Source organism: Rothia sp. HMSC069C10 (assembly GCF_001812205.1).
Classification (GTDB): Bacteria; Actinomycetota; Actinomycetes; order Actinomycetales; family Micrococcaceae; genus Rothia; species Rothia mucilaginosa.
In genome coordinates, this window is sequence record NZ_KV808295.1 from 21,773 (window position 1) to 48,477 (window position 26,705).

Here is a 26,705-nt window from a genome sequence, read left to right on the forward strand (position 1 = left end):
CTCAATCCTCTAACAGCTCATACAACGGCTGAACGCACCCGCCATGCCAGCGAGCGCGTTCAGTCGTTTTATTCTGCTGTTTTATTCTGTCGTTTTATTCCGCCTCGTCAAGGCGTTCAAGACAGAGCCTAGGGGGTATCCTCACCCAGCGTATCCACGCCCAGTGCGCGACCGAAGCTGCCGAGCTTCGTACCGGTCTCCGTGTGCTCCAGCTCCGGGTCGGACTCAGCCACAATACCCGCACCCGCGTACAGCACCGCCTCATCCGGGCTGACCTGAGCGCAGCGCAGCACCAGCGCCCACTCGCCGTTACCCTCGGCGTCCATGTAGCCGACCAGGCCGCCAAAGTAGCGGCGCTCGAAAGACTCTAGCTGGCGAATCAGATCGAGTGCTTTCTCGGTGGGGGCACCGCAAATCGCGGGGGTCGGGTGGATCGCGCGAGCACCGTCCAAGCAGGTCAGCCCCTCCTTCAGCACACCGTCGATGGGGGTCGCCAGGTGCCACAGCTGCGGGGTCTGCAGCAGCGAGGGCACCTGCGGTACGTTCAGCTCCTCGGCAATGGGTGCCAGGCGCTCGGCAATATCGTTGATGACGTAGGCGTGCTCGTGGCGGTCCTTCGGCGAGGCGAACAGGCGGTCACGAATCGCCTCGTCCTCGGCGCTACCGGGCTCGGCAATACGCGGGGCGCTACCGGCAAGCGGGTGGGTCTTGAAGGCGCGGCCCTCGGCGCGGAACACCAGCTCCGGGGAGGCACCCATCAGGTAGCTTCCGCTCATGCCGCGCTCGCCGTCGGGCAGTCGCACCGCAAAGTTGAAGGCGGAACGCTGCTGGGCGCGCAGATTGTTGTACAGCGCCTCCAGGTCCAGGGCGCCGGGGGCGTAGCGGGCGGTGAGCACGCGCGAGAGCACAATTTTGCTCAGCTCGCCCGCCTTCATACGCTCCACGGCGGTCGCAACGGCGGCACGGAACCGGTCGTTCTGCCGGCCGGTGACCGACACCGGCTCGGCAAGCGCCACGGTCTGCTCGGGGACCGGCACCTGCTGCTCCTCCAGGCGTTCGGGCACGAAGAGGTAAGCGGGCATATCAGGGTCAAAAGGAATCAGACCCACGACGGCGCTACCGGCACGTTTCGCCTCGTCCAGGGCATTATCGAAGGTGACAGGGGTCATCGCACCGGATGCGCGCAGAACGCGGGTGCCGGTGGCAAAGATAAAGTCGGGAAGGTTCGTCATCGTACTTCTATCAGTGGTGTGTGGGTTCGCGCCGGAAATACCTAGAGTACATTGCGGGCGCGGGTATATTGCAGTCACATCAGTGCCGTTAGAGGGTCGCACCGCCGTCAGCGACAATCTCCTGCATGGTGATGTGGCGTGCCGCCTCAGAAATGAGGAAAGCATTCACCGAGGCAATATCCGCCGGATCGGCAATACGGCGTAGCGGAATGCCCAGGCGGAAGGTCTCCGGGTTGCCGGCAACCGGCAGGGCGGAGCGGTCCTCACCCTCCCAGGCGTCAGTAACCATGGGGGTTCGGGTGGTGCCGGGGCAGACCGAGTTCACGCGAATACCGTGCGCGGCAAGCTGCAGACCGAAGCTGGAACTCACGCGCGCCGCCGACGCCTTCGATGCGCCGTAGGCTCCAAACTCCGCGCGGGGCACACGTGCCGCGTTGGAGGCGACTGTCACCAGGGAGCGGCTGTTCGCCGGGTCGCTCTCCTGCTGGTCAATCATGATGCGCGCGAATTCGCGCAGGCACAGGAACACGCCATCGGAGTTGACCGCGTGCAGGCGCTTCCAGGTATCGAAACTGGTTTCCAGCAACGGCTGGCTGTGGGCGATGCCCGCGGCGAGCACCGCGCCGGTGATGGGTTCGTCGAGTGCCGCTACAGCGTTGGCGAGGGCGGTGACGGACTCTTCGCTCGTAACGTCTACGGCGCGGTAGCGGAAGATCGCATCCCCGTAGGTACCGAAGGAGGCAATGGGCTGCTCCGCGAGGTCAGCCGCAAACACCGAATAACCGTTCTTGATGAGCTGGTGGACGGTTGCCTCACCAATACCGCCGTTCGCGCCGGTCACAATGACCCAGCTCATGCGCGCGCCTCCTCAGCAGTCTCAGCCTTCTCAGCAGTCTCAGCCTTCTCAGCACCTTCTGCAGCATGCAGGTCGGCAAGTACATCGGCGGTGTTCAGCACGCGGGCGCAACGACCCGAAGCGTACTCGCACGCCGTGCGGTGCTCACCTTCCGAGAAGTCGGCGAGCGCATCCGCGACCATGAACGGCTGAATATCGCGCATGAACGCCTCCAGGGCGGTGGTCAGGCAGCCAATGTGCGCGTACACGCCGCCGATAATGAGCTGATCGCGGCCAGACTCCTTGAGCAGGTCCTCGAAGGGGCTGCGCACGAACGCGGAGTAGCGCCACTTGGTCAGCACGGTGTCGCGGTCGGTGGGTGCCAGTTCGTCGAGGATGCGGGCGGACTCGTCGTTCTGCAGGCCGTCGCCCCAGAAGTCGATGAGCAGACGGCGGTCTTCGGGGTTCTGGCGCGGCGGCTGTGCGGTGTAGTAGACCGGGATTCCGGCGGCGTGGGCGGCGTCAATGAGGCGGCGCAGGTTCCGAATGGCGATGTTAATCTGGGCGTCCGGGTTGTTGTTACCCTCACCCAGGTTGGCCCCTTCGAAAGCCTGGACGAAGTGTACCTGCATGTCGTGTACGAGCAGTACAGCGCGGGAGGGGTCCACGGGCCAGCTCACGCGGTTGCTGTGTTCACGGTCGACGTAGGTGTAGGGCTTGATTTTGGGCAGTGCCATGATTCTCCCGGTTCGTGCCTTTGGTTTTCGGTTGTATGCGCGGCGCAGGCGGTGCGCTGTGGTGGGTGTAGCAGCGAGTGGGTGTCTCCTCCGAGCCCTCTCGCGCTGACCACCCAACCGGTGAGCTTGCGCTTATCTCATAACCATCTTAGGGCATGCTTAGGTGCAAGGTATATATGAGCCTTAACAAAAATGCTTCCCCACCCGCACCCCCGTTGACAGCACAACGGGCGGAACGGGCAGGGAAGCACTCAGACCAGCAGAAACGCTATACGAACCGCGAATCCAGACGCGATTCTAGTTCAACTAGTTCACGGGCGCCGTGACGGCAAGAACCTCATTCAGACCCTCAGTGATCGAGGGGTGAGTGTAAATCTCATCGCGCAGCTGCGAAGCAGTAATGCCGTGGCGCATCGCCAGAGCCACCAGGTTAATAACCTCCATGGACTCGATTACCAGCAGCTGGGCACCCAGAATCTGGTCGGTCTGCGCGTCAATCACGAACTTCATGATGCCGCGCGGGTTCTCCTGGGTCTTCGCGCGCGGCATCGCGGCAACCGCGGCAACCGGCTTCGAAGCGACCTTCACCTTGTGGCCAGCCTCAATCGCCTCACGCTCAGTCAGACCAACCGAAGACAGCGGCGGGTTCATGTAAATGGTCGAAGCCACTGCCTTGCGGTCCTTGGTGGAGCGGGAACCGTCACCGACCAGCTGGGAGAGCACCACGCGGTAGTCATCCATGGAGATGTAGGTGAACTGCGGGCCGCCGTTCACGTCACCGAGTGCGAAAATGTTCGGCACGGTGCTACGCAGGTGCTCATCCACGACAATTGCGCCGCGGTCGTTGGTTTCGATGCTGGTATTCTCCAGACCCAGACCCTCGGTGGCGGGCTTGCGGCCGGTCGCAACCATCACGTAGTCCACCTCCAGCTCCCGGGTAGCGCCCTCGGAGTCGAGGTAGGTCACGGTCACCGAGTCAGCGCCGTCCTTGAAGGACTGCACGCGCACGCCGGTATGAGCGGCAATATCCTGATCTGCGATAATCTCGCGGGCAACCTGGGCAACGTCCTCGTCGTAGCGGCCGAAGAGGGCGGGTGCACCATCCAGAATGGTCACCTCGGTACCGTAGGAGGAGAAAATACCGGCAAACTCAACACCGATGGGGCCGCCACCGATAATGCCCAGACGCTTGGGGCGCGGGGTGAGCTTCTGCAGCTCGGTGGAGGTGAGCACACGCTCAGATTCGCGGATACCCTCAATCGGCGGGATAACCGACACGGCACCGGTATTGACAATGAAGTAGTCGGCGGTAACGCGCAGGGTGTCCTCGCCCGCGGTGACCTCAACCTCGGTGTCGGAGATGAAACGTGCGTGACCGTCAATGAGCTTAGCGGTCTCGTTGGACAGCAGGATCTCGCGGTTCTTGGCGCGCATCATGCCGGTCAGCTTGTCACGGAAAACCACGGCGGATTCGTAGGCGGCGTTTGCCTCTTCTAGGGTGCGCTCGCCGCTGGCGCGGAACTCGTCGGCGCGGTGAACCAGCGCCTTGGTGGGCACGCAACCGATGTTGATGCAGGTGCCGCCGTACATGCCGGTGGACTGTTCGATGAGGGCAACGTTCTTGCCGGTCTTGGCGTATGCACCGGCGAGGGTCTTGCCGCCCTTGCCGAAGCCGATGACGACCATGTCAAAGTGCAACTGAGCGGGGGTGGTCATAATATTCTCCTGTGAAATTTAGATGATGATGTCTTCACAGAGTTCAACGGGAAGAAATAAGTATTATTCCCGCGCGCCACATTTTTTCTTCCAAACCGACTCTTTCAAGGCGACTCTTTCAAGGCAGCGAACACGCGGGCGTAGACTGAAACTACCCGGCTCCCTGCGAGGAGCCAGCATCTTCAGGAGGATTCCATGAAAACCCACGACATTCTGCGTGACGCCGCCAGCCGCCCCGGCATCGAAGCCGCCGTAGCCGTCAAGGGGCTATCAGCTGAGGCGCTCAACGCCCACCCGGGCGGGCACCCGAACTCTATTGCGTGGCTACTCTGGCACGCCGGACGACAGATGGACATGCAGCTTTCTGCTCTGAACGGTCAGCCGCAGGTCTGGGAGGCTCAGGGCTTCAGGGAACGTTTCAACCTGGGCGAGCTTGGCGACACCATAGGTTACGGCCACACCCCCGAGCAGGCACGCTCCATCGTGGTTGCAGATTCTGCCCTGCTGGTGGAGTACCTTGTGGCAACCGGCGAGGCGCTCGCGGCCTACGCGCAGACGCTGAGCGAGGCTGATTTGAGCGAGGTTATTGACCGTTCGTGGACTCCGGCGGTGACTCGCGGTGTGCGCCTGGTCAGCCTGATTGACGACGCAGCCCAGCACGTAGGCCAGGCGGCGTACGCGGCGGGTATTCTCGCGGCACAGGATTTCGCGGCGCAGGGATAGAATTTCACGCCCGCTAGAGGGGAACGAAAAAGCGGTGGCGCCTCGGACACAACCAGCCCGAGACGCCACCGCCCGGTTGCGGGCAACCCCGATAACACCGCGAGCAGATAATATTTCGGCGAGAAGATAACGGACTGTTATCTGCTCGCGCATCTTGTGTCTTGTTTCGCCTCGGTTACAGCGTTCTTACCCGTGATAGAATCCACAGTATTATGAGACGCACCACAGACCCTTCGCCTGAGCACCCTGAATCACCTGCGTCGCGCATTCCAACAAACACATCAGACGCGACCGCAAAACCCACATCAGCAACGCCGCTGAACGCACGCGGGCAGCTCACGCTCCTGACCGCGCAGGTTTCTGATGCTCTTGCGTCCAGTATCCAAGCTATCGCCATGCCCCTGCTGACCTACGGCGCCACCGGCGACCTCGCCCACTCCGCTATCGTCATGGTCGTCGAGGCAGTCCCCGTCATCCTCTTCGCACCATTCGCAGGCGCTATCGCCGACAAATTCAACCGCAAAACCCTCACCGTCAGCTTCAGGCTCGCCAGCGCCGCCCTACTCATCGCATCCCCAGCCCTCTACGCCGCCGCAGGACTACCCGCCTTCCTCACCATCGCATTCCTCGTCTCAACCTTCGGCACCTTCTCATCCCCCGCAGCCTCCGCCGCCATGCCCTCCCTGCTCGGCGACGACTACCAAAAATACATGGCACGCCGCGGCAGCCTCATCTTCCTCGCCCAAACCCTCGGCCCCACCATCGCAGCCGCCGTCGCATCCTTCACCACCCCAGCCCTCGCCGTCGGATTCGCAGGCACCCTCAACCTGCTCGCTGCCCTCACCGTCGCCACCATACGCAACTACGACCTCACCCACGCCGAACGCACCGCCACCGTGCAGGAACACCACACCGGCAGACTCCTGCGCGAAGGCGCCGCCTACACCGCACACAACCCCATCGTGCGCGGTATGCTCACCTTCTGGTTCCTCTCCATCGCCGCCGTACCCATCACCACCCTGCCCATGCTCGAATACCTCACCCGCGGCCTCGGGCACGACTACACCGCCTTCGGAATCGCAACTTCCGTCTACGCCGCCGGATGCGTGATCAGCTCCTGGCTTTCAGCCAAACTCGGCGTCGGTACAGGCGCCGGGCGGGTGCGTATGACCAAACGCGGGTGGATGTGCATCTCCGGACTCGGCTACGGCGCCGTTTGTCTGAGTATGGGACTACACCCGGCGCTGTGGGCGGTACTCGTGCTCTGGTTCATCTGGGGCATGTTCTACGGACCCGAAGAAGTGCTCGGGCAAGTCCTCTTCGCAGACGCTATCGACGAACACATGCGCGGGCGCGTCTACAGCTTCATGGGTGTGGTTTTCTCCCTAGCGGGTATGGTCGGGTACCTCATCACCGGATGGGCGGTACCAGCGTTCGGCGCGATCAACACCATTGTTACCGGAGGGGCACTCTTCATCATCGCCACCGTATTCACGTTCATTCTCGGCCCGACTGCGCGAGCGATACGGGCGCAGGAATCGCGGAATGAGGCAAAGAGCCGTGCGGGTGCATGACTGTGCTCTGTATATCGCCTCGGGGCATCATCGCCTCACCTCCGCCACGTTGCGGGCAACCCTGATAACACCGCGAGCAGGTGATTTTTGGCCGAGCATGCAGGAAAAATACTACCTGCTCGGCCAAAAATCACCTGCTCGCGCCCTAGTGTTATGTATCTGCTCGCGGACTTGGGATAGGAATGAGCGCTTGACCCGAGAAACCTACCCGCGCTTCAGCAACGTCATAACCTCATAGTGGTCCGTATGCGGGAACATGTCCAGCACACGGCCCTGCACCGGCGCATACGAGGGCATACGCTCCAGATCCTTCGCCAAAGTCACCGCGTTACAGCTCGAATACACCACACGGTCAATACCCGAACCCTCAATCCACGCACACAAGCTCTCACCAATACCGCGGCGCGGCGGATTCACCACCAGCATCTGCGGCACCGCGCCCGAAGACACCGCGAACTCCGGCGCGTCCTGAGCCGAAAAGTCCACACCCTCCAGGCCATACTCAGCCACCGTGCGCTGCGCCGAAGCGACCGCCTCCGCACTAATCTCAATACCCGTCACCGAGCCGCCGTCCATCACCGAAGCGGCATGCAGGGCAAAACCGCCCACGCCGCAGTACAGGTCCCACAGCGAGCGCGGAGCCACCTCACGCACCCACTCACGGCCCTGCGCGTACATCGCCTCAGCAACCTTCGTGTTCGTCTGGAAGAAGCTCTGCGGGCGCAAATGCAGAGTCAGGTCATTCACCTGCATCGGCAGAGTCTGACGCTCCGAAAGGATAATCTCCTCATCACCCTCAACGCGCGCCACCGGTTCACGCAGCAGGTTCACCGACAGCACCGCCAGGTTCGGTAGCTGCTCCTGCAGCCAGTCCATCTGGCGGCGAATCGGCACCAGAAGCTTCTTCGAACGCAGCACGAAACGCACCATCAGCTCACCCGCCGCCGAAGCAGTCACCAGGATATTCTTCAGCTCACCGCGACGATTCGGAATGTCATAAGGGGTCAAGTCCGCGCGCTGAATCAGCTCACGCAACACCGGTATAGCCGCCTGAATCGGCTCCATATAGAGCGGGCATTCTCCAAGATCCGTGGAGGCGCCCGTACGGTAATCCACAATGCCGAGGGTCGGGTTCTTCGCCGAACCTCCCACCACGAGCTTCGCCTTGTTGCGGAAGCCCGCCTCCGCACTGGTCACCGGGTCCAGCCACTGCAGCTGAGGGTGGGCGGCAAGCAGGGCGCGGGCGTGCTCCTGCTTCGCCTGCACCTGCGCGGTGTAGGCGGTCTCAATGCTGGGGCAGGAGGAGCAGAGGTCATCACGAAAATAGGCGCATTCCATAAGGAGCCATTCTACCGCCTCCACCGGCGGGACAGGACGCATGGGCACACAAAAGCGGGGGCGACCACCCTTCATGGGTAGCCGCCCCCGCCTCATACGGATGCGTGGACCTGCGCCGGTTTGAGTACCAGCGCCGGGTCACCGCCGAAGGCCACTTCGTGCCCTTCGGATTCCATAACTTTTTGCCCCATCAGGGACAAAAAGTTATTACATCATTCCGCCCATTGCGTCCGCACCGGGAGCAGCCGCACCAGCGGGCTCCGGCTTGTTCGCAACAACAGCCTCAGTGGTCAGGAACAGACCAGCAATAGACGCAGCGTTCTGCAGAGCCGAACGGGTCACCTTCACCGGGTCAGCAATACCAGCAGCCATCAGGTCCTCGTACTCGCCGGTCGCAGCGTTCAGGCCGGTACCAGCGGGCAGGGAACGAACGCGGTCAACCACAACGCCCGGCTCCAGGCCAGCGTTAGCAGCGATCTGCTTCAGCGGTGCGTCAATAGCTACGCGCACAATGTTCGCGCCGGTCGCCTCGTCGCCGGTCAGCTCCAGCTTGTCGAAGACCTTCACGCCAGCCTGAATCAGAGCAACGCCACCACCGGGGACGATACCCTCCTCAACGGCAGCCTTAGCGTTACGCACAGCATCCTCAATGCGGTGCTTACGTTCCTTCAGCTCAACCTCGGTTGCGGCACCAGCCTTCAGCACAGCAACACCACCGGCGAGCTTAGCCAGGCGCTCCTGCAGCTTCTCACGGTCGTAGTCGGAGTCAGAGTTAGCGATCTCTGCGCGAATCTGAGCAACGCGACCCTCGATAGCTGCTGCGTCGCCTGCACCCTCAATGATGGTGGTCTCGTCCTTGGTCACAACGACCTTGCGAGCGGAACCGAGCATGTCCAGGGTTGCTGCGTCCAGGGACAGGCCAACCTCTTCGGTAATGACCTGGCCACCGGTCAGGATAGCGATATCAGCCATCTGAGCCTTACGGCGGTCACCGAAGCCCGGAGCCTTCACAGCAACAGACTTGATGGAGCCGCGCATCTTGTTCAGCACCAGCAGAGCCAGAGCCTCACCCTCAACGTCCTCAGCAACGATCAGCAGCGGCTTGCCAGACTGCATGACCTTCTCCAGGACGGGGACGAGGTCCTTAACGTTCGAAATCTTCTGGTTCACAACCAGGATGTAGGGGTCCTCCAGGACTGCTTCCTGACGCTCCGGGTCGGTCACAAAGTAACCGGACAGGAAGCCCTTGTCGAAGCGCATACCCTCAGTCAGTTCGAGGTGCAGACCGAAAGTGTTGGAGTCCTCAACGGTGATGACGCCTTCCTTGCCGACCTTCTCCATTGCCTCAGCAATGAGCTTGCCGATCTCAGCGTCGCCAGCAGAAATAGACGCGGTTGCAGCGATCTCTTCCTCGGTCTCAACTTCCTTCGCGGAGGAGAGCAGAGCCTCGGTCACAGCCTCAACAGCCTTCTCAATGCCGCGCTTGAGGCTCAGTGGGTCAGCGCCAGCAGCCACGTTGCGCAGGCCCTCGCGGACCAGTGCCTGAGCCAGAACGGTAGCGGTGGTGGTACCGTCACCTGCGATGTCGTCAGTCTTCTTAGCAACTTCCTTGACGAGCTCCGCACCAATCTTCTCGTACGGATCCTCCAGCTCGATTTCCTTCGCGATCGAGACACCGTCGTTGGTGATGGTGGGGGCGCCCCACGCCTTCTCCAGCACAACGTTGCGGCCGCGGGGGCCGAGGGTCACCTTCACTGCATCGGCGAGGGTGTTCAAACCGCGCTCAAGGCCGCGGCGTGCCTCTTCGTCAAAAGCAATGAGCTTTGCCATAAGTGTCCTCCTGGACGATCGGATTTTTTCCTTCACCCCTGCGGGTGCGGTACATCTAAAATCGGGCGGCTGCCCCTCCACAACGCCCCCGTTACGGAGGTGCGGGCAGAGCAGGGCATAAAGCACCCGAACGCTACATCAATTGTGGCACCCGCACCGGCATGGAGCAAACGTTTAAGCCCAAGGTTGAAGGGTTAATCGCCCAGTGCTTAATCTGCGCTCATCAACCCCGTCAAAAGGGGCGTTATCGGTGTGCCCGCCGGGAGTGCGGGAGGGGTGTTAAAAGCATCAACCCCACCCGGCGCATCAGTGGAATTGCGCGGATGGGGTTGAGCAGAAGTCGTTATGGATGAAACAGCTGGCACGGGCTTAGAATCACCCGAGCAACCGCCTAAACCTATTCCGCGGCAGTAGCGGAGGCGGTGTAATCCGACGACAGAATCACGATGACCTCGTGGTTGCCCATCTCAACGTTGGCGGTCGCCTGGCGCACCTGAGTAATGCCCAGCTTCGAGGCGATGCTCTGCGCCTGCGACTGGTAGCCCTCAGCGTAGTAGACCACGCTGGTTGCAGGAGCCACACCGGTGTAATTCGCGGTCTCGTTAATGGTGTAGCCGGTCAGCAGAGCCGCCGCGCTGGAGGCGCTACCCGCCGGAGCCGCCGCATTGTAGACCGCCACAGAGATGGACTCAGCCAGACCAGTCTTCGTAGCACTTGCCGAGGCGGAAGCCTTAGCCGGCGCAGAGGACGCCGACGCACTTGCGGGGGCGGAGCTGCTCTTCGCGGTGGACGCCGAGTACTGCGGGGAGGCGGTGCGCGGCGCGTACACGTACATTGCGCCGCCGATGAGCAGACCAACTACGCCTGCAGCTACCAGGGGGATAGCGCCCTTGGGGCTCTTTGCCGGGTCAGCATTGACCGCGCGGTAGGTTCCGCGGCGGGCGGTGTTTTCGTCTACCTCGTCAAATTCGTCGCGGGGGTAGCTCATTTATCCTCATTTCACGGGTCTCTGTTTACCGGCTGGTACCGTACCGCCCTACCGGGCGCGCGGGCGCGGCTGCGGAAGGTGCGGTCTTGGTGTTCTAGTACCTAGAGTACCGTCTCAACTAGCGAGAACCAACGTGAACGCCCCGCAACCGGCTGTGAAAGAGACGGACACCGCACAGTGTTCAATCTCTGGTTGAACTTGAGGTGCGCAGGGCTAAAAGCAGGAGTTGGAAAGCTCGCACGGCTCTCCCAGTTTGAGCCCCTAGTCAGTGTCTCGGCGGGCGCGCAGAACGTCGATTATCTGCGGCGCTGCGGCGCGTACCCGCTCATCGTCCAGCATCACGTTCAGGCGCTGGTAGTAGGCAATGGGCGTGAATCCGGCGGCGATAATCGCCTTCTCTTTGGAGCCCTGGTGCTTGAAGCGGCGGCGCTCCACCTCAAGGATGCGGCGCTCCACCGGGGTCAGGCCACCGGGTTGGCTCCCTACTTCCGGCTGGTTCTGTGCTTCCGGCTGGTTCTGTGCTTCCGGCTGGGTCTGCTGTTCCGGCTGGGTCTGCGCGGTTTCAGCTCGTTCCCGTTCTGACACGTTCCCTCCTGTCTGCAGCTCGCCTGCCGCGGCTGGCGTCTCCTAGCGCGTGTATCCGTCATCCCCTAGTCTAGAAGAGAAACTCAGTCTAGAGGAGAAACGTTCATCCCGCGCCCGGTTCCGTCACCGTCCGGGTCGCATCAGCATCAGGAGATTCCCGAGGAGATTCATGAACCAGCCCCTCAGCAGCATTATGAGCGAGGATTGGGCGGCAGCACTCGCCCCCGTCGAAGAGCAGATTCACGCCATGGGCGCTTTCCTGCGTGAAGAGCACGCGGCGGGGTACCGTACTTTCCCGCCTGCCGCCGATATTTTCAATGCGTTCCGCCGCCCGATGAGCCAGGTGAAGGTCCTCATTATTGGCCAGGACCCCTACCCTACTCCGGGCAATGCGATGGGTCTGTCGTTCTCGGTGCACCGCGGTATGCCGTTGCCTCGTTCACTGAACAATATTTACAAGGAGCTGCAGGACGATTTGGGTATCGCCCCGGCTGATCACGGCGACCTGTCCTGTTGGGCTGATGAGGGCGTCATGCTGCTCAACAGGGTTTTGACGGTGCGCGAGTCTGATGCGGGTTCGCACCGCGGCAAGGGTTGGGAGGAGATTACCGAGTGCGCTATCCGTGCACTGGTGGCGCGTAACCAGCCGCTGGTTGGCCTGCTGTGGGGTGCGGATGCGCGCAAGTGCGCACCTATGTTGCAGCCGTACCCGAGCGTGGAGTCGGCACATCCCTCGCCACTGTCTGCTCGCCGTGGTTTCTTTGGTTCGCGCCCGTTCTCGACCGTAAATTCCCTGCTGGTGCAGCAGGGGGCGGAGCCGGTGGATTGGACGGTCCGCTAGGCGCAACATAAGAGCCAGTGTACGAGCTGGCGCAATGGGCGTAGTGAAGGGGCGGTAGCTTGTGAGTTCACCTCGCAGGCTACCGCCCCTTCCCAACATCCAATATATGCAATATTGGCTATATACCCTTGAAAAAGGGCTAAGAATCAGCCGGTTCCACGTTTCGCGGAGTCGTAAAACGCTGTAGTGCATACTGCATCGTGTAATTACCCAACGCAACACCCGAAGCCATCGCCACCACAATCGAAACCGCCGTAATCATATTCTGCATACCCAGAATCACGTCCGTCTCAACCGTCAACAAATACATGCCGCGGAAGAACGACAGACCCGGTAGCAAGAACGTAATCGCCGGAATCGAGAAGATCGCCTGAGGCACATGCAGACGGTACGCAAAATACGTGCTCAACGCACCAATCACAACCGCCGCACACGCCGTCGGACCGCGACCAGTACTCGGGCCAGCCAGCAGCTCATAACCGTAATACGCCGCCAGACCGCAGCCCGTAATGACCATCAGCCACCCGACCTTCACCAGCTTCGTCTGCAAGGTAATCGCAAAGGTCGCAATCGCCACCAGGAAGAAGAACGACGCCACCAGCGGGGTCGTCGGCTCAAAACGCAGCTGCTCAATATCCAGGGTCGGGCCGTTGAAAATATTGATCGCACTCACCGCGGTCGCAATACCAACCACCAGCCCCAAGAAGCTCATGCCCGTAGACACGAAACGACCCGCAGCCGTCACCGGGAAGCCATTAATCGCGTCCTGCACGGCACCCACCAGACGCGGCGTTGGCAAGAACATAATCATGCCCGCAGCCACCACCAGAGGCGCCGAAATCGCCTCCCCCTGACGCTGCAACACCGAAAGAATGGATCCCTCACCGCCCAGCCAAATCGCCAAGAAGGTCATCAGACCGGCACTAGCAGCCATACGGAAGAACGCCGGAATACCAATCGAACTCAACCACTGAATCAGCAGGTACACGGGAATAAAAATAATCGCCGCGCTCAACGCCGTCGCAAAGCTTGCACCCAGCGCCGCCGTCAGGGTTCCGGCACACGCCAGGTTCGCCAACCACACCACCAGAGGCGGGAACGGCTTGGGTCGGTGCGTAATCTGGTTCAGCTTCAAATCGGCAATTTCCAGGGTCATACCGCCCCGAGTGATCTTATAGATCAGGCCGTACACCTCGGAGAGCGCCTCATAGTTCTCCGTGGAGGAACGCACCACACGCACCAGGGTATGGGTGAAGCGCTCCTCAGCGTTCGCATTGCGCTTGGCGATGCGGGACTCCATGTAAATATCGGGGTCCGAAGTGTAGTTGATGGTCACCGACTGGTTCGTAATGTCGACTTCCACCGAATCCAGCCCGTACGCCGAAGACACCGCAATAATCGCCGAGTCCACATCCATTGCGTCCGCACCGTAGTGGAACATCGCCTCCGCCAGGCGCAGGGTGAAGTTCAGGGTATCGCGTGCGTACTCCTTCTCACGGCGGAACGCCTCACGACGCTCATGCTCGTCAGACCGGATAGTCGGCACGAACTGGCGCTGCGCAATGCGCTGGGCACCGCGCGGGGCGGCGGGTGCCGCCTCCTCAGTGCGCACGAAGGAGCGGAAGCGACGTGAACCCCAGCGACCACCGCTACCGCGCCCAAATAGGCCGCGAGAGCCGCCCTCAACCAGCGGTACGGAGGTGGTGGGCATCGAGACGGGCCCGGTCTTCGGCATTGCGGTAGGATCCGCACCGTAGCGTCGGGCTGCGTGAGAGTTGGGCACCTGCGGGATCATGCCGGTCATGGGCACTGGCTGGGAGGGGCGGGTCAGCGCCTCCTCGGTCACCATATTGCTGGAGGTGACGGGGTTCGGGTCCTCACGGTACGCGTCCAGCTCATGATCAGGCACGAGGGAGGGGTCAATGACGGTACGCGCGCCGTGGCCGTTAGGGGTCAGTTCGGGGTCGCTGGCGAGCTCAACCGGCTCCTGCGCGGTGATACCCATATCCGCTGCGGCCTCCTGCAGTACATCACTGACAGCTTCTGCAGCGACGGTGCCCTCCTGGCTTGTCGCGGAGGTAGCATGCTGAGCCAGCACGCGGCGCAATTTCTCGTCGGTGACCTGGTCTAGTGATACCAGGGGAAAACCGCGTTTACCGGCGATGTAGCCCGCGGTGGTATTCTGCTCGCTTCCTTCCGTTGCGGCAGTGTTCACTTCGTCTGCATGCGAAGCTTCCCGCGATGTGGGGGTCGCGGGGGTGTTCCTCGATTCTGCCAATGTCCCTCCCAGATAGACAGTGCCTTTTTAGTCTAACAAGGGCACGATTCTGCGGTAGCACTGGAGAGCAGAAATATCACTTTTCTGACCCGTGATTTTGTGAGCAAAAGCGCTCTGCGGAACTTAGGGCAGAAAGGTTCATTGATATGAAGAGAAATCCAGGTCATTACTGCACAGAAGATATTTTGGGAGATATTTCTAGAGCTATTTTCGAGGAAAAATAAAGGTTATATATACATTAAGATTTGCAGAGAAATATCCCCCACCTACCCCCACTCACACCTCAATAAAAAATGAATTATTCATAACAAAAAATATCCCGCCACCGAAGTGACGGGATATTCACGCCTTAAGGCTATTAGCCTTCACAGCATCTGAAGCGTACCGCTCGGGGTCACCTCAGAGGCGAAAGTCAATTACTCAGCGTCGTGGTCGGTCTCGAGGATCTTAACCAGCGAGTCCAGAGCCTCTTCAGCACCTTCACCCTCAGCGCGCAGGACAACAACGTCGCCGTGCTTTGCACCCAGGGACATCAGGGACAGAATCGATGCAGCGTCCATAGCCTCATCTGCGGGCTCGCCCTTAGCTGCGATGGTGACCTCGACGGGGAGGTCGCCAGCTGCCTCAGCGAAGATAGCTGCCGGACGTGCGTGCAGGCCAACACGGCTTGCAATAGTGGCTTCGCGCTCTGCCATTATGTTTCTCCTTTGATCAAGGAACCGAACTATATCAGTACCTATTCTAAATGAACGGGGCGCTTCAGGACCCGCCCTTACTCTATAAATTGTACCGTTCAGCCATACGCTAACAAGTACAAAAAATGCCGGATGCAGAAATAAAACTCTACACCCGGCATTTTCATGGACTCAGGCACCGCCCAGCACACCCCATCAAGAAGCGGCAGGCAGCCCGAAATTGTTTTAAGGCTTAGAGGCCCAGCTCGTCCAGAATCGGCAGAGCCTTGCGTGCGCTCTCCTTCGCCTCAGCAGAAGAAATCTGCTGCAGAGCGATAGCCGCAATCTGCTGTGCCTTCTCCTTGGTCACGGACTTCAGAACCGCAGCCACAGCGGGAATAGCGCCAGCGTTCATGGACAGGGTGTCAACGCCCAGACCAATCAGAACAACAGCCAGAGCCGGATCAGCAGCAGCCTCACCACAGACGCTCACGTACTTCTTCTTACCCGCGGTGACCGATGCACGCTGAGCACCCTCAACAGTCATCTTGATCATCTTCAGCACTGCAGGCTGCCAGGGGTTGTTCAGGTGCGCCAGGTCACCCAGCAGACGGTCAGCTGCCATGGTGTACTGGGTCAGGTCGTTGGTGCCGATGGACACGAAGTCGACCTCGCCCAGGATAGCCTCAGCGTTCATCACAGCTGCGGGGGTCTCAACCATCACACCGTGAACGGGCAGGCCGATCTCCTTGAGCATGTTCGCGAAGTTGCGTGCCTCGGAGGTGGTCGAAATCATCGGAGCCATAACCCAGATGTCCGCGTCGGAGTTCTCCGAAGCAGCCTTAATAGCCTCCAGCTGGCGGGTCAGAACGCCCGGAACGGTCCAGTCAGTACGGAAACCGCGAACACCCAGTGCGGGGTTCTCCTCGGGGTTCACGTTCAGGAACGGCAGGGGCTTGTCAGCGCCAGCGTCCAGGGTACGAACCACAATGTGCTTGCCGGGGAATGCGTCAAACACGGACTTGTAGGTCTTAGCCTGAGTCTCGATAGAAGGCTCAGAGTCGTGGCCCAGGAAGCCGAACTCGGTGCGCAACAGGCCAACACCCTCAGCCTTCAGGCTTGCAGCCTTCTCAGCGGACTTGCCGTCACCAACGTTTGCGTACAGCTCAACGCGGGTGCCGTCAGCCAGCACACCCTGACCGTCAAAGTCAGCGACAGGCTTACGGTTTGCGTACTTGATTGCTGCCTCACGGTCAGCGTCGGTGGGCTCGGTGTCAACGATGCCTTCGTTGGAGTCCACGTAGACGACGGTGCCGTCAGCAATCTCGGTCACGCCCTTAGCCGCCACAATAGCGGGCAGACCCAGACCGCGAGCCAGAATAGCGGTGTGTGCCTGGGGGCCACCGTCAGAGGTAATCAGAGCGATAACCTTCTCGGGGTCCAAGGTCGCGGTGTCAGCCGGTGCCAGGTCAATAGCGGCCAGGATGAACGGCTCATCAGAAACGGGGATGCCGGGAGCCTGCTGGTCGGTCAGCTCAGCAACAATGCGGGCACGCACGTCGTGGATGTCGGTGACGCGCTCAGCCATGTAGCCACCCAGGGCAGCCATCTGGTCTGCGAAGGAGGTTGCAGCCTCCCAGATAGCGCGCTCGGGAGCCATCTCCTGAGTCTCAACCAGCTTAATAGCGCTCTTGATGAGTGCACGGTCGGTAGCCATCTGAGAGGTAGACTTCAGAACAGCCTTGCCGTCACGGCTAGCGTGCTCTGCACGAGCGAGCAGGTCTTCCTTCACGCGGACCGAAGCGTCCTTGATGCGCTGCGCTGCAGCCTCAGCGGTCTCACCGCTCAGACGCAGACCGTCCTTGGGTTCCTCGATGGGCTTAGGCATCTGAAGAACGGGGCCAATAACGCGGCCGGCGTATACGCCGACGCCCTTGTAGGTAGTCATAAATTCATGTCCTATCTGTGGTTTGTCTACAGTGTAACGTGTTTTTTCACGCTCACGCCTGCAAACAGACGATCAAATGAAGGTGAGGTTATACGGCCTTTATGCGGATGCCTTGGAGCGGGCCCCCATGGACTTCAGCACAACGTACACCAGAGCCGATAGCACGGTACCGGCCAGCACGGCCACGAAGAACATCAGCGGGTTCTGCGCCAGACCAATAATCCAAATACCACCGTGCGGAGCCGGGGAAGCCACGTGCGCACCCATGGAGATTGCACCGGCAATAGCGCCACCAACAATGGTCGAAGGAATCACGCGAGCCGGGTCAGCCGAAGCGAAGGGAATAGCACCCTCAGAGATGAAGGAAGCACCCAGCAGCCACGCAGCCTTACCGTTCTCACGCTCGTTCTCGTTGAACAGCTTGGGACGCAGGGTGGTTGCCAGAGCCATAGCCAGCGGCGGAACCATACCTGAAATAATGACGGCAGCCATGATTTCCTGGTTCACGGTCGCACCCGAGGACAGGCCAGCGGTTGCGAAGAGGTAAGCAGCCTTGTTGATGGGGCCACCCAGGTCAGAAGCCATCATGGCGCCCAGGATCAGACCCAGCAGCAGAGCGGAACCACCAGACATGGAGGTCAGCCAATCCTGCAGGGTGGTCATAACCCAAGCCAGGGGCGCACCGAGCAGCAGGTACATTGCCAGGCCGGCAACCAGAGAAGTCACCAGCGGGGTGATGACCACGGGCATCATCGAGCCAAGCCAGCGGGGCAGCTTCAGGGTGCCCAGAGCGTACGCAATCAGACCGGCGAGAATACCGCCAACAATACCGCCAAGGAAGCCCGCGTTCACGGCAAGAGCCACCGAACCGGCGATGAAACCCGGAGCAATACCGGGACGCTGAGCCAAACCGTACGCAATGTACGCGGCAAGAGCCGGAACCATCAGGCTCAGACCGAAACCACCGATGGTCTGCAGAACAGCACCCAGGTACAGGGTCCAGTGCACATCACCGAGGTTGAACAGGGTTGCCGATTCGAGAATCGCCTTGGTGTTCACATCGCCGAGGTTCGGCATGGTGATTGCCTCGAAAACGAAGCCCAGGGCAACCAGAATACCGCCGGCGGCAACGAACGGAATCATGTAGGAGATACCGGTCATCACAGCCTTGTAGATGCGCGAGCCCCAAGCGCCTTCGGTAGCGCCTGCGCTGTCCTCACCGCTGGATGCGGCAGCGGCAACACGTGCACCGTTGGGGTTCTCGGCCTCAGCCAGAGCCTCCGCAATCATTTCCTTCGGCTCGTCAATACCGCGCTTGACGGGAGACTCAACGAAGGGCTTACCAGCGAAGCGGTTACGCTCACGCACGTTCACGGACACCGCAAAAATCACGGCGTCTGCGGCGTCAATATCAGCCTGAGTCAGCTTCTCGTTACCCGAGGAGCCCTGGGTTTCAACCTTCAGGTCGTAGCCGAGCTCTTCGGCAGCGTACTTGAGGGCGTCCGCAGCCATGTAGGTGTGAGCGATACCGGTGGGGCACGCGGTCACAGCAACAATCTTCTTCACCGGAGCCGAAGCGGCGGGGGTTTCCTGAGCGGAGGTGGCAGCTACGGCAGGTGCAGCCTCGGCGGGCTTAGCCTCTGCCTTCTTCTCGCCCACGCCGAGCGCACCGTTGACCAGCTCAACAATCTCTTCAGCCGAGGAGGCTTCGCGCAGGGACGCGGTGAAGCTCTTCTTCATCAGGGAGCGTGCCAGGGTGGAGAGCAGCTTCAGGTGGGCCTGGTCAGCGCCATCGGGTGCAGCGATGAAGAAAATCAGGTCGGCGGGGCCGTCCTTTGCACCGAAGGAAACTGCAGGGTTGGGGCGTGCCATCGCCAGGGTCGGCTCGGTGACGGCGGCGCTACGGCAGTGCGGAATCGCAATACCGCCGGGGATACCGGTGTCGGTCTTGGATTCGCGTGCCTCGGCAGCCGCGTAGAGCTGCTCGAAGTCGGTAGCGCGTCCGGCATTTACGACTGCCTGGGCGAGCTTGGCAATTACGTCGAATCGGGTCTCGCCGAGGTTCTCGTCCAGCAGGACGAGATCTGCGGTGATCAGATCAGACATATTCCCTCCTCGGGTATGTGTTGGGGCGGGGATTCGCTCAGCGGTGCCGGGCTTCTCCCCTATATGAGTTCAAAGTGTGCGCAGTGTGTGTTGAGTGTGCAGCGTGCGTATATGTGCGACATATGCGCACAGCACCCCAGCTTATATTCCCTTCTGAGAATAAAAGCTGGAGGTGCGAAAACAGACCGAATTAGAGCTGCAGCTGACGAACAGTGACCTTCTCAGGAGTGGTCTGCTCCAGCGAAGGCATACGGGTACCGGGCAGAGCAGCAGCAGCCGAACCGTGAGCTACCGCCTGAACCAGGCAACCGGGGGCATCCTCACCACGAGTGTGAGCAATCAAGAAACCGGACAGCGACGAGTCACCGGCACCCACAGTGCTACGAACCTGAATCGGCTCGTGCACAGCGTGCCAGATACCCTGCTCAGTGACCAGCACTGCACCGCCGCCGCCGAGGGTGGCAAGCACGTACTCGATGCCGTCGCCGAGCAGCTTCTGGGCGGTGCGAGCGGTCAGCTCGGGGCTAGCCTCCAGCTCCTCCCAGTTATCGCTACCGGTCAGCTGAGCCAGCTCCTCCGAGTTGGGCTTAATCAGGGTGGGCTTATGCTCACCGGCGACGGTCGCAATCAGCGGTGCCTCAGAGGTATCGATAGCGATCTTGCCCTCGTAGCCGGAGGCGCGCAGTGCCGCCACCAGCTCGGAGTAGTAGGTCGGCTCCAGGCCCGGAGGCAACGAACCAGCCAAAACCACCCAGTCGGCACCCTTGGAACGCTCAACCACCAGCTCGTCCAGCTTCTGACGCAGTTCGGCATCAAAAACGGTGCCGGGGGCATTCAGCTTGGTGGTGGTACCATCCGGATCAACCACGGTGATGTTTGAGCGAATCGGCTCACCGGTGGGCAGGTTAGCGAACTCGACGTCCACCGCCTGCAGTGCGGTCAGCACCGGGTCGCTGGCTTCACCGGGCACAATGGCGAGGGTCGGCACACCGGAAACCTGCAGGGCGCGGGAAATATTCACACCCTTACCACCGGGATCCTGTACGGCACCGACAGCACGCTGCACGGCACCGTGAGCCAGGGGTGCACCGAGTTCAATGGTGCGGTCCAGGCTGGGGTTGGCGGTCAAAGTAATAATCATTAGGCAATCACAATCTCAACATTTGCGGCCTCGAGTGCCTGGCGGAGGGCACCTTCGGGCTCGCGATCAGTAATGAGGGTGTCAATATCCTCAAATCCGGCGAAGCGGACCAGGGATTCCTGACCGAACTTCGCGGAGTCACAAAGCAAGACCACGCGGCGGGCTGCCTTGCAAATTGCGGTCTTGACAATAGCTTCGTTCATGCCGGGGGTGGAGATGCCGAAGTGGGCTTCAATGCCGTTGGCACCGATGAAAGCAATATCGGGGCGCATGGTACCGAAGTGCTCTGCGGCGCGTGCACCAACAGCAGCCCAGGTCATCTTGCGCAGCTGGCCGCCAACCAGTTCAAGGGTGACACCCTCGGCTTCGGCGAGCTTGACTGCAATGTGCAGTGCGTGGGTGATGATGATGCGGTCGTTGCCGGTCTTGAGGCTGAAGTTCTCGGCGCCGATGTGGTCGGCGAGAATTTCGATGGTGGAGCCTGCGTCCAGGACGATGGAGCCTGCCTCGGAGTCGCGCAGCATCTGGTATGCCTTGGTGGCGATACGGCGCTTCTCGGGGGTGTTCATGCCCTGTCGGGAGGAGATGGAGGACTCCAGGGAGGTGGACTGCTCAATGGTGACAGCACCACCGTGAACACGGCGGAGCTTACCTGCCTCTTCCAGTGCGGCGAGGTCACGACGCACGGTCTCCATGGTCACATCGTAACGGCGCGCAAGGTCAGCGCCGTTGACACGACGTGCGGAGGCAACAAGCTTTGCAATTTCGGCACGGCGTTCTTCTGCGAACATAAATCTGGTGTTCCTTTGGGCTAGTGGGAGGAAATCTGTGCGTTCTTTTCTGCGTTCTGCTCGGCTTTCAGGACCGTGAGAGACATGGTTTCAGCGAACCGACAGAACGCTTTAGGGTAATACTTGATTTTATGTGGGTTTTTGTGGGCAAGTCAATATAAAACGCTGTATTTACCGGAATATTACCCGAATGTTCCCTACAGAAACCACACTATATCGGAGGTCACTGCCTGTTTATGTCTGTTTGACCTAATGAACTGTTGGGTTTTCCCGCTCCCCCCTCATCCGCACAGTATCCAACACCTACACGGCGCCCTCACAGGGCAAAAAGCGTAAGGCGCCGGCCCCGAGAAACCTCGCCGAGAACCCTCGAAACCAGCGCCTCCACCGGGCACAGAACCTTATTTACCTTGACGTTCACGACGCACGCGACGCCAACGATGTACACCCAAAGCACCCGCCGCACCCAGCAGTGCACCCGAACCGTTCATCAGCACATCCACCGGATCGCCGGTACGATCAGGCATGAAACTCTGGATTGTCTCAATGCAGGCGCTGACCAAAAATCCCGAGTACAGCACGTGCGGGCGAGCCTTCGGTTTGAGTAGCAGGGCGAAAAGAAAACCGCCCGGAATGAACATGATGACGTTCGAAAGCTGCTCAATGCTCGAATAGGTGATGAACGCAGGCAGCCACCCCTCGGCGTGGCCGGTATCCAGTAGCTGCGCCAGGCGGCCGCCCATCTCGTTATCGTCCACGTGCACGGGGGCGAACACGATACTCGCCACCACCGCGCAGTACAGCGCCGTGACGGGCCAGAGAATCAGCCGCCACACGCGAGCGCCAGACCATTCTTTACCAGACAAGGCGACCCACCTCGTCGAACTGCTTGGTCGAATCCCACGCGAACAGGCCCGGTACGTCAATCGTGAGCGGTTCGGCGTTCGGCACGGTCACGGTCCATTCTTCACCAGCTGCGGCGGAGAGGGCGCGGCGGATAAAGCTGCCGTGGCTGACAGCAATAATCTTCTGGTCGCCCGAGGCTTCAGAGAGTTCACGCACGATATTGCGCAGGGTACGCACCGCACGAATGTACACGTCACGTTCGGATTCCACATTCGGGTAGTAGCGTTCGGGGGCGCGGCGTTCGGGGGCGGGAATGTCCAGGCCTTCGCCGGCACCGTAGGCGCGTTCCACCAGCTCGGGGTAGGTCTTGTGCACCTGCAGGTCGAAGTGCTCACCGACCAGCTGCGCCGTCTCGTGGGCGCGGGAGAGCGGCGAGGACACCAGCACGGTGAATTCCAGACCCATGTCGGCAAGCTTCTTGCCGGTGGTGCGTGCCTGCTCGCGGCCGGTGTCATTGAGCGGAATGTCGGTGATGCCCTGCATCAGATTCGCCTTGTTCCAGTCGGTCTGGCCGTGACGGATCAGGGTGAGGGTCGTATTCTCGGCACCCGCCGGGATCTCTTCGGGGCCCAGCTCGGGCTCCAGGTGCTGCACAACCAGGCGGTCGATTGCGTTGTCCAGGTACTGCAGGGGCACCTCGGTCAGGGAAGCGTTTACCGGGATCGGGTAGATGCCGTCCTCGTTGAGCAGTTCGGGGTGGCGTTCAGCGACCAGGGCGGTCATGGTCATGGCAATCAGCATGCCGTGCGCGGCGACCACAACGGTCTGACCCTCGTATTCGCGGCGGACGCGGTTCAGCGCCGCGAGGGAGCGGGCGAGGAAGTCCTTCTTCGGTTCCACATTGAAAGCATTGTTGGACTGGCGGGAGGCGAGGATCAGCTCGCGGGTAGCGATCTGCCCTTCCAAGTCGCCAAAGGAACGTTCCTGGAAGCCGTCAACGGCACCGCGGTAGGGTACGCCCAGGCCTTCGGCTACGATTTCGGCGCTTTCTACGGCGCGGGAGAGCGGCGAGGAGACGATAGCGTCCACGGTGGTGCCTTCAGCTGCTGCCTGCTTCAGGGCGCCGATAGCGGTGCGGACCTGTTCTCTGCCGGTGTCGTTGAGGGGGATGTCGGTGCCGCCCTGGAAGCGGTGGTCAATGTTCCAGTCGGTCTGGCCGTGGCGCAGGAAGATGATGCGGGTTCCTGCCTCGGGGTCGGCTACCGGAGTGATGATGGGGGTGTTCTGTGCGTCGGTCATCCTTCTAGTATGGCATTGCCCCCGCGCAGTTCAAGGGGGCAAGAGGCGTATTCTCTCATGAAGCGCACTCATACCGCGGTATGAGCTGCGGGGTGGTTGAGTACCCGGTCGGGCAAATTTTTTCAGGGTTTTCCCATATTTTTCAGCCCCCAGACGGAGGGGTGAGCCGCCGAGAAGCTGAGATGATAGAAGTGTACTTCCGTTAGTTCATACCCAATGAAGGTTGTCATGACGCAGAATCCTCAATCTCAGAACCCGCAGTTCCAGGCTCAGAACCCGTATTCAATGACCCCTCCGCAGGCGGCGCAGCCTGCCGGTCAGTATTCCGGTCACCAGGGTCAGCCCCAGCAGGGTCAGCCCGGCCAGCCCGGTCAGCCTAACCAGCAGAGCCAGGCAGGTTATTACCAGCCTCAGCAGGGCTACCCGGCTCAGGTGCCTCAGCAGGCGCAGCAGGCGCAGCAGGCGCCCTTCGCGCGCGGTGCGATTATTTCTGCCCGTAACCTGCACAAGTCGTACGGCAATAACCCGGTGCTGCGTAACGTGAGCCTGGATATTTTCCCCGGCGAGTCCGTGGCGATTATGGGCCCTTCCGGTTCCGGTAAGACCACCCTGTTGCACGCGCTCTCGGGCATTATCAAGCTCGATGCCGGTTCTGTGCTGTTCAATGGCCCGACCGGTCAGGTGGCGGTGGAGTCCCTCAGTGAGCGTGAGCGCACCTCCCTGCGCGCTAACTCGTTTGGTTTCGTGTTCCAGCAGGGTCTACTGGTTCCCGAGCTGACCGCAGAGGAGAATGTCTCCCTCGCCGCGATGATTGCCGGTGTTCCCCGCCAGCAGGCGCGTTCCATTTCGGCTGATCTGCTGAACCGCCTGGGTTTGGGTCAGATGCTGGACCGCCGTATGGGCGAGATGTCCGGTGGTCAGGCTCAGCGTGTGGCGATTGCCCGCTCCCAGGTGAACGGTGCCCCCGTGACTTTCGCGGATGAGCCGACCGGCGCGCTGGATTCGAAGACCGCGCGTGAGGTGATGGCTCTGCTGCTGACCATGATTCCGCAGCAGGGTAAGACTCTGCTGGTGGTTACTCACGACCCGAACGTGGCGGCGGCGTGCTCCCGCGTGGTGTACCTGCAGGACGGTCAGATTGTGAGCGATCAGCGCAATAACCAGGGCGGTGTTCCCGCTTCCCAGAACCACGCTCAGAGCTTCGGCGCTCAGTCTCAGGCAGGTGCATAATGCAAATCTATGCTCTACTCGCCAAGCGAACCCTATGGAGTTCGCAGGCGATTCTTCCCGTGCTGGCTTTTGCCGCCTCCTCGGCACTGTTTTTGACGGTTGCCGGTGGTGTTCAGGCGCTGAGTACTTGGCTTGAGCACGCCAACGTTGACCACGAAATGATCAACCTGATGGGCATTCAGAAGCTCTACATGGGTTTGGCGTGGGTTGCCGCTCTGGTGCTGATTGTTCCGCTCTTTACCCTGGGCGCTTCGGCTGCTCGTTTGAGTGCCCGCCGCCGTGATGAGCGTCTGGCGTCCCTGCGCCTGATTGGTGCCTCCACAACCCTGATTGTGGGTCTGTCCGTTGCGGACGCGCTGGTGTACTCTCTTGTGGGTTTCGTCATCGGTCTGTTGCTCTACCTGGTGCTGATTTTCCCCTTTGGCGCTTTACACTTCATGAACGTTCCGCTGGGTGCTGAGAATATGCTCCTGCCGGTGAGCGTGATTTTCTACTGCTTCCTGGGTTGTATGGTTTTGGCGGCTCTCAGCTCCCTCTTCGGTCTGGCGAAGGTCAGCATCAGCCCGCTGGGCGTGCGTACCCGCGCGAAGGCTGGCTCCGCCGGTTACATTGCTCTGGGTATCGGTGTTGTTCTGGTCATTGCCGTGATGATTCTGGCTTCGACCTCGAAGGGTTTTAGCATGTTCTCACCCTTCCAGGACGGCGGTGCCGATAGCGCGATTAAGAACCTAGCGATTTTCATTGCTCTGCCGGGTCTGCTGATGATGGTTGCTATCGACCTGATTGGTACCTTCCTGGTGTGGGCGTACGCAAAGATTCGTGTGCGCATGACCCAGAAGGCGTCGGTTCTGCTGGGGTACCGTGCGGTGCTGGAGTCCCCGCGCGGGGCGTGGCGTCAGGTTTCGGGTGTGGCACTGTCGACCTTCTTGGTGACCTTCTTCGGCCCCATCCTGATTCTGGCGGGTGAGATGAACAAAACGGCGAAGGAGGTAGGCCCCGCCGCCGGCCCCTTCATGACCATCATGTCGGACATGTTCCAGGGCATGCTGCTCATGCTGTTCTTCTCGTACCTGCTGATCACTCTCTCCGCAGTGTTGAACCAGAGCGCCGCCATTTACGAGCGTGGTTCGCTGTACTCTTCGCTGAATATGATGGGTACCCCCACGAGGATGTTGCAGGCTTCGCGCCTTACCGTGGTTTTCGGTCCGCTGGTGCTCATTAGCGTGGTTTCTGCGCTGCTGGGTCTGCCGCTGACGGCGTTGATTGCGGCGCAGGGTCTTTCCGGTGAGATTCTGACGAAGATGTTCGGTATGACCTTCGGCGCTATTGCACTGGGTCTGGCGCTGGTCTATGTGGGCCTGTTGGCGACCATTCCGTTTATGCGTCAGGTGACTCATAAGCCGGTGTCCGCTCTCTAAGCTGTACGGCTGCTACCCTCCCGTTGCGTTCTCAGTGGATGCGGCGGGAGGGTTTCTTCATGTCCAACGTTTGTGTTGCGTGCTTTTGTGCCCTCGCCCGGTTTGCGCCCTGCATGTTTTCTCACGCACCGGGCCACCGCTTCCATAGCCTAAAGCCCTGTGAGAGACTGACATTATGTTTGAACACACAGTACCCCCCGAATGGTTCCCCCGCTGCGCAATCTTCGACTGCGACGGCATCCTCCTCGACTCCGAGACCGTCTGGAACGATGTGCAGCGTGAGCTTTTCGCCCGCTGGTCTGTTCCCTTCACCGAAGAGGTGGAGCACCGCCTCACCGGCCTGGCGGCAGCCGACGTCGCGCAGGAGCTTGCCCTGCTCTCCTACGAGGCGCAGAACGGTCAGAAGCCGGACACCGCCTCCGCAGAGTACGCCGAACACCATGAACGCGTGATGAAGGACCTGCTCACCACCGAGCACGAGGTCATCAGCTCCGGCGTGGACCTGATTGAGGGTGCGCAGAAGTTCCTGGGCTTCCTGAGCGAGCACATGCCGGTTGCGGTGGCGTCGAACTCCA

General features: G+C 60.8%; 22 protein-coding genes. 6 read left to right on the forward strand and 16 right to left on the reverse strand.

All coding sequences use genetic code 11. The features are described from left to right. Window positions 1-128: 128 nt before the first annotated feature. The 4 genes from HMPREF2842_RS01950 to HMPREF2842_RS01965 all read right to left on the reverse strand — a co-directional run bounded on the left by HMPREF2842_RS01950 (window position 129) and on the right by HMPREF2842_RS01965 (window position 4,520). Window positions 129-1,232 (reverse strand): isochorismate synthase, encoded by a 1,104-nt coding sequence (locus HMPREF2842_RS01950; protein ID WP_070642302.1) that lies wholly within the window; start codon window positions 1,230-1,232, stop codon window positions 129-131. Between the two features lie 88 nt (window positions 1,233-1,320). After that, window positions 1,321-2,088 (reverse strand): SDR family oxidoreductase, encoded by a 768-nt coding sequence (locus tag HMPREF2842_RS01955; protein ID WP_070642307.1) that lies wholly within the window; start codon window positions 2,086-2,088, stop codon window positions 1,321-1,323. Next, window positions 2,085-2,804, reverse strand: a complete 720-nt coding sequence (locus tag HMPREF2842_RS01960; protein WP_049363482.1) for an isochorismatase family protein — start codon at window positions 2,802-2,804, stop codon at window positions 2,085-2,087. Before HMPREF2842_RS01960 ends, HMPREF2842_RS01955 begins: the two co-directional genes overlap by 4 nt. 306 nt (window positions 2,805-3,110) lie before the next feature. Further along, on the reverse strand, window positions 3,111-4,520 hold the full coding sequence (locus HMPREF2842_RS01965; RefSeq protein WP_070642313.1) for an FAD-dependent oxidoreductase: 1,410 nt from the start codon (window positions 4,518-4,520) through the stop codon (window positions 3,111-3,113). Window positions 4,521-4,715: 195 nt separating this feature from the next. Between HMPREF2842_RS01965 and HMPREF2842_RS01970 the strand changes: the two genes are divergently transcribed. Then, window positions 4,716-5,243: a mycothiol transferase gene (locus HMPREF2842_RS01970; RefSeq protein WP_049353950.1), complete on the forward strand. Its 528-nt coding sequence runs from the start codon at window positions 4,716-4,718 to the stop codon at window positions 5,241-5,243. 212 nt (window positions 5,244-5,455) lie between these two features. Then, window positions 5,456-6,817 (forward strand): MFS transporter, encoded by a 1,362-nt coding sequence (locus HMPREF2842_RS01975; protein ID WP_246823142.1) that lies wholly within the window; start codon window positions 5,456-5,458, stop codon window positions 6,815-6,817. Window positions 6,818-7,021: 204 nt separating this feature from the next. On the opposite strand, the gene rlmC is transcribed toward HMPREF2842_RS01975, so the two are convergent. The 4 genes from rlmC to HMPREF2842_RS01995 all read right to left on the reverse strand — a co-directional run bounded on the left by rlmC (window position 7,022) and on the right by HMPREF2842_RS01995 (window position 11,558). Further along, the gene (gene rlmC, locus HMPREF2842_RS01980; protein ID WP_070642322.1) at window positions 7,022-8,155 is read right to left on the reverse strand and encodes a 23S rRNA (uracil(747)-C(5))-methyltransferase RlmC; all 1,134 of its coding nucleotides are present in this window, start codon (window positions 8,153-8,155) and stop codon (window positions 7,022-7,024) included. A gap of 207 nt (window positions 8,156-8,362) precedes the next feature. Continuing rightward, the gene (groL, locus tag HMPREF2842_RS01985) at window positions 8,363-9,985 is read right to left on the reverse strand and encodes a chaperonin GroEL (RefSeq protein WP_049346117.1); all 1,623 of its coding nucleotides are present in this window, start codon (window positions 9,983-9,985) and stop codon (window positions 8,363-8,365) included. Window positions 9,986-10,382: 397 nt separating this feature from the next. Next, on the reverse strand, window positions 10,383-10,973 hold the full coding sequence (locus tag HMPREF2842_RS01990; protein ID WP_049340902.1) for a LytR C-terminal domain-containing protein: 591 nt from the start codon (window positions 10,971-10,973) through the stop codon (window positions 10,383-10,385). 261 nt (window positions 10,974-11,234) lie between these two features. Next, window positions 11,235-11,558, reverse strand: a complete 324-nt coding sequence (locus tag HMPREF2842_RS01995) for a DUF3263 domain-containing protein (protein WP_070633685.1) — start codon at window positions 11,556-11,558, stop codon at window positions 11,235-11,237. 169 nt (window positions 11,559-11,727) lie between these two features. Between HMPREF2842_RS01995 and HMPREF2842_RS02000 the strand changes: the two genes are divergently transcribed. Further along, window positions 11,728-12,399, forward strand: coding sequence for a uracil-DNA glycosylase (locus tag HMPREF2842_RS02000; RefSeq protein ID WP_070642327.1), 672 nt, complete (start codon window positions 11,728-11,730; stop codon window positions 12,397-12,399). Between the two features lie 139 nt (window positions 12,400-12,538). Here HMPREF2842_RS02000 and HMPREF2842_RS02005 read toward each other — a convergent pair whose 3' ends face one another. From HMPREF2842_RS02005 to HMPREF2842_RS02040, 8 genes are all read right to left on the reverse strand, one after another. Further along, window positions 12,539-14,614 (reverse strand): threonine/serine exporter family protein, encoded by a 2,076-nt coding sequence (locus HMPREF2842_RS02005; protein ID WP_246823145.1) that lies wholly within the window; start codon window positions 14,612-14,614, stop codon window positions 12,539-12,541. Window positions 14,615-15,093: 479 nt separating this feature from the next. After that, complete coding sequence (locus tag HMPREF2842_RS02010) at window positions 15,094-15,372, reverse strand: HPr family phosphocarrier protein (protein WP_005504506.1); 279 nt, start codon at window positions 15,370-15,372, stop codon at window positions 15,094-15,096. Window positions 15,373-15,604: 232 nt separating this feature from the next. Next, window positions 15,605-17,299, reverse strand: coding sequence for a phosphoenolpyruvate--protein phosphotransferase (gene ptsP / locus HMPREF2842_RS02015; RefSeq protein WP_012902843.1), 1,695 nt, complete (start codon window positions 17,297-17,299; stop codon window positions 15,605-15,607). Window positions 17,300-17,398: 99 nt separating this feature from the next. Then, window positions 17,399-19,405 carry a PTS fructose transporter subunit IIABC gene (locus HMPREF2842_RS02020; RefSeq protein ID WP_070642337.1) on the reverse strand — a complete coding sequence of 669 codons (2,007 nt, stop codon included), beginning with the start codon at window positions 19,403-19,405 and terminating at the stop codon, window positions 17,399-17,401. 190 nt (window positions 19,406-19,595) lie between these two features. Further along, on the reverse strand, window positions 19,596-20,546 hold the full coding sequence (locus HMPREF2842_RS02025) for a 1-phosphofructokinase family hexose kinase (RefSeq protein ID WP_070593162.1): 951 nt from the start codon (window positions 20,544-20,546) through the stop codon (window positions 19,596-19,598). Beyond that, window positions 20,546-21,337 (reverse strand): DeoR/GlpR family DNA-binding transcription regulator, encoded by a 792-nt coding sequence (locus HMPREF2842_RS02030; RefSeq protein ID WP_049357323.1) that lies wholly within the window; start codon window positions 21,335-21,337, stop codon window positions 20,546-20,548. The genes HMPREF2842_RS02025 and HMPREF2842_RS02030 overlap by 1 nt, the downstream gene beginning before the upstream one ends. A gap of 401 nt (window positions 21,338-21,738) precedes the next feature. Further along, a complete protein-coding gene (locus tag HMPREF2842_RS02035) occupies window positions 21,739-22,203 on the reverse strand; it encodes a VanZ family protein (RefSeq protein ID WP_070604178.1) in 465 nt (154 codons plus the stop codon). Further along, on the reverse strand, window positions 22,193-23,482 hold the full coding sequence (locus HMPREF2842_RS02040) for a histidine phosphatase family protein (protein ID WP_070642342.1): 1,290 nt from the start codon (window positions 23,480-23,482) through the stop codon (window positions 22,193-22,195). The genes HMPREF2842_RS02035 and HMPREF2842_RS02040 overlap by 11 nt, the downstream gene beginning before the upstream one ends. Window positions 23,483-23,710: 228 nt before the next feature. On the opposite strand from HMPREF2842_RS02040, the gene HMPREF2842_RS02045 reads away from it, so the two are divergent. The 3 genes from HMPREF2842_RS02045 to HMPREF2842_RS09335 all read left to right on the forward strand — a co-directional run. Further along, window positions 23,711-24,712, forward strand: coding sequence for an ABC transporter ATP-binding protein (locus tag HMPREF2842_RS02045; protein ID WP_070642347.1), 1,002 nt, complete (start codon window positions 23,711-23,713; stop codon window positions 24,710-24,712). Further along, entirely contained in the window at window positions 24,712-26,130 is a 1,419-nt protein-coding gene (locus HMPREF2842_RS02050) for an FtsX-like permease family protein (protein ID WP_049340885.1), read from the forward strand. The genes HMPREF2842_RS02045 and HMPREF2842_RS02050 overlap by 1 nt, the downstream gene beginning before the upstream one ends. Window positions 26,131-26,305: 175 nt before the next feature. Beyond that, the coding region (locus tag HMPREF2842_RS09335) for an HAD family hydrolase (RefSeq protein WP_371259995.1) at window positions 26,306-26,705 on the forward strand (400 nt) is incomplete at its 3' end.

Bases quoted from the DNA above. Each gene is read 5' to 3' on its own strand.
- HMPREF2842_RS01960 (WP_049363482.1), bottom strand. From the start codon at position 2,804: ATGGCACTGCCCAAAATCAAGCCCTACACCTACGTCGACCGTGAACAC.
- HMPREF2842_RS01950 (WP_070642302.1), bottom strand. From the start codon at position 1,232: ATGACGAACCTTCCCGACTTTATCTTTGCCACCGGCACCCGCGTTCTG.
- HMPREF2842_RS02045 (WP_070642347.1), top strand. From the start codon at position 23,711: ATGACGCAGAATCCTCAATCTCAGAACCCGCAGTTCCAGGCTCAGAAC.
- HMPREF2842_RS02050 (WP_049340885.1), top strand. From the start codon at position 24,712: ATGCAAATCTATGCTCTACTCGCCAAGCGAACCCTATGGAGTTCGCAG.
- HMPREF2842_RS02040 (WP_070642342.1), bottom strand. From the start codon at position 23,482: ATGACCGACGCACAGAACACCCCCATCATCACTCCGGTAGCCGACCCC.
- HMPREF2842_RS02010 (WP_005504506.1), bottom strand. From the start codon at position 15,372: ATGGCAGAGCGCGAAGCCACTATTGCAAGCCGTGTTGGCCTGCACGCA.
- HMPREF2842_RS01955 (WP_070642307.1), bottom strand. From the start codon at position 2,088: ATGAGCTGGGTCATTGTGACCGGCGCGAACGGCGGTATTGGTGAGGCA.
- HMPREF2842_RS02030 (WP_049357323.1), bottom strand. From the start codon at position 21,337: ATGTTCGCAGAAGAACGCCGTGCCGAAATTGCAAAGCTTGTTGCCTCC.
- rlmC (WP_070642322.1), bottom strand. From the start codon at position 8,155: ATGGAATGCGCCTATTTTCGTGATGACCTCTGCTCCTCCTGCCCCAGC.
- HMPREF2842_RS01975 (WP_246823142.1), top strand. From the start codon at position 5,456: ATGAGACGCACCACAGACCCTTCGCCTGAGCACCCTGAATCACCTGCG.
- HMPREF2842_RS02000 (WP_070642327.1), top strand. From the start codon at position 11,728: ATGAACCAGCCCCTCAGCAGCATTATGAGCGAGGATTGGGCGGCAGCA.
- ptsP (WP_012902843.1), bottom strand. From the start codon at position 17,299: ATGACTACCTACAAGGGCGTCGGCGTATACGCCGGCCGCGTTATTGGC.
- HMPREF2842_RS01990 (WP_049340902.1), bottom strand. From the start codon at position 10,973: ATGAGCTACCCCCGCGACGAATTTGACGAGGTAGACGAAAACACCGCC.
- HMPREF2842_RS01970 (WP_049353950.1), top strand. From the start codon at position 4,716: ATGAAAACCCACGACATTCTGCGTGACGCCGCCAGCCGCCCCGGCATC.
- groL (WP_049346117.1), bottom strand. From the start codon at position 9,985: ATGGCAAAGCTCATTGCTTTTGACGAAGAGGCACGCCGCGGCCTTGAG.
- HMPREF2842_RS02025 (WP_070593162.1), bottom strand. From the start codon at position 20,546: ATGATTATTACTTTGACCGCCAACCCCAGCCTGGACCGCACCATTGAA.
- HMPREF2842_RS01965 (WP_070642313.1), bottom strand. From the start codon at position 4,520: ATGACCACCCCCGCTCAGTTGCACTTTGACATGGTCGTCATCGGCTTC.
- HMPREF2842_RS02020 (WP_070642337.1), bottom strand. From the start codon at position 19,405: ATGTCTGATCTGATCACCGCAGATCTCGTCCTGCTGGACGAGAACCTC.